The organism is Lacisediminihabitans sp. (genome assembly GCF_036569425.1).
Classification (GTDB): domain Bacteria; phylum Actinomycetota; class Actinomycetes; order Actinomycetales; family Microbacteriaceae; genus Lacisediminihabitans.
Genome location: NZ_DATCQQ010000002.1, coordinates 1 through 2,421 on the forward strand (window position 1 = coordinate 1; position 2,421 = coordinate 2,421).

2 protein-coding genes are annotated in these 2,421 nt (G+C 66.9%); both read left to right on the top strand.

What is annotated here, in order from left to right:
• Positions 1 to 669 (top strand): NADH-ubiquinone oxidoreductase-F iron-sulfur binding region domain-containing protein (locus VIM54_RS00095; RefSeq protein WP_331898088.1); only part of this gene is annotated, 669 nt, incomplete at its 5' end.
• A partial coding sequence (locus tag VIM54_RS00100) for a molybdopterin-dependent oxidoreductase (RefSeq protein WP_331898089.1) occupies positions 662 to 2,421 on the top strand: 1,760 nt, incomplete at its 3' end. The genes VIM54_RS00095 and VIM54_RS00100, both read left to right, overlap by 8 nt.

Consider the following 2,421-nt stretch of genomic DNA (forward strand, 5'->3'; position numbering starts at 1 on the left):
GTCAACAACGTCGAGACGCTGTCGACGGTGCCGTGGATCATGCGGCACGGCGGCGCCGAGTACGCAAAGCGCGGCACCGAGAAGGCGAAGGGCACACGAATAGTGACTGTGAGCGGCGACGTCCAGACGCCGGGCAACTACGAGATCGAGATCGGCGTCACGTACCGGCACATCATCGAAGAGCTCGCGGGCGGGCCATTCCCGGGTCGCAAGATCAAGGTTTTCTGGCCAGGCGGCTCATCCGCCAAGGTTCTCCCCGGCTCGATGCTCGACACCTCCACCGACCTCGACGGCCTCAAAGCGCTCGGGACGATGGGCGGCTCCGGCGGGATCATCGTGATGGACGACTCGCATTGCGTCGTCAAGGCGGCAGCCCGGCTGCTGCGCTTCTACGCCCATGAGTCGTGCGGCAAATGCACGCCGTGCCGCGTCGGCAGCAACTGGGCGGTGCGGACCTACGACCGGATCCTGGCGAACGAAGGCTCGGAGATCGAGCTCGCGCTCCTGGATCGGGTCCAGCAAGGGCTGCAGGGTGGCCGCTGCCTGTGCGGCCTTGGCGACGCCGCCGGCTGGGTGATCCAGTCGACCATGGGGCATTTCCGCAACGAGTACGAGGAGCATTGCCTCCGCCACACGTGTTCGGTCGAAAAGGCGCTGATCCATGCCTGACGTGAAGATGGTCAACGTCACCATCGACGGCCGCGTCGTCACGGTGCCCGATGGCACGCTGGTGGTCGAGGCGGCGAAGCTGCTCGGGATCGAGATCCCAGTCTTCTGCTATCACCACAAGCTCGAGCCGGTCGGCGCATGCCGCATGTGCCTGGTGGAGATATCGCCCGGGCCGCCGGTCGCGCAGGCCGGGTGCATCCGCCCGGTGGCCGACGGAATGGTCGTGCGCACGCAGAGCGCGATGGCGGTGCAGGCCCGGGCTGACATTCTCGAGTTCGAGCTCGTCAACCACCCTCTCGACTGTCCCGTGTGTGACAAGGGCGGGGAGTGCCCGCTGCAGGACTTCACCTTCCGCCATGGGTATCCCACGAGCCGCATCGGCGGCCCGCGCCTGCATTTCAAGAAGCCGATCCCGCTCTCCCCGAATATCGCCCTTGATCGCGAGCGCTGCGTCCTCTGTTATCGCTGCACGCGCTACTACGACGAGGTGGCGTGGGAGCAGGAGCTCACGGTCGCGGAGCGCGGCGTGCACTCGGTCATCGCCAGCCAGTTCGACCAGCCGCTCACCTCCAATTTCAGCGGCAACATCATCGACCTATGCCCGGTCGGCGCCCTGACCTCCCGCGTGTGGCGATTCGAGTCACGCCCGTGGGACATGGACCACACCGCCAGCATTTGCTCGAAGTGTGCCGTCGGCTGCAACGTCACTTTGTGGCAGCGCCGCGGCCAGCTGGTGCGCGTCACCTCGCGCGAGAACGACGACATCGACGAGGGCTGGATATGCGACCGCGGCAGGTTTGACTACACCGACGTCAACGACCCGGCGCGCCTCCGCGTACCCACCGTTGGCGGATCCAAGACGACGTGGGCGGTCGCCCTCAACGCGGTCGCCGACGGGATCAAAGGCAAGGGGTCGAAGCTCGGCATCTCTCTGCCGCAGGACCTGACCAATGAGGAGGGCTATCTGTTCCGCCGACTCCTCGACGGACCTCTTCGCGGCGCCAAGGTCAAGATGCACGGCCGCACCGCGCTGCCTGCACAAAGCGGCGAGCAACTGATGATCAAGGACATAGATAACGCGCGCGTCATCATCATCGTCGCCTCGGACACCGAGAACGACGTGCCCATCGTCAACCTTCGCGTCAAGAAGGCGGTCTCGAAGCGCGGCGCGAAGCTGATCGTCATCCACCCCACTGCGGTCGACCTCGACCGCCACCGCCAAACCGTGCACATCCGCAACCAGCCGGGAGAGGCGGCCGCCGAGGTTCGGAAGTTGGCCGACCACGAATTGCTCCGAGAGCCCGGCGGTCCCGTGGCCATCCTTTACGGGGACGGTCGCGGCAGTGAGGACGCGGCAGGTCTGGTGGCCGCGTGCACCGAGCTGGCCGGCAAGGTCGGCGCCAAGATGATGCCGCTGTACCGAGGCACCAACGAGCGGGGTGCCCTCGAGCTCGGCGTCGCCGGGTGGGATTCCCTGGACGGAGTCGAAGCGCTGCTCAGCTGGGGCCCACCGCCCACCGCCGGGATTCCCGCGAGCGTCAAGTTCCTTGCCGCGTGGGATCACCTTCCGCGGCCCGAGCACATCAACGCCTCGGTGGTCCTGCCGGCCACCAGCTTCGCCGAGCGGCAGGGCAGCTACACCAACCTCGAGGGCCGCGTGCAGTTCCTGCGCCCGGCTGTCGACGCCGAGGCGCCGTTGAAGGAATCGTGGGACGTGCTCAGCGAGCTGGCCGTTGCCCTCGGGCTCTCCCT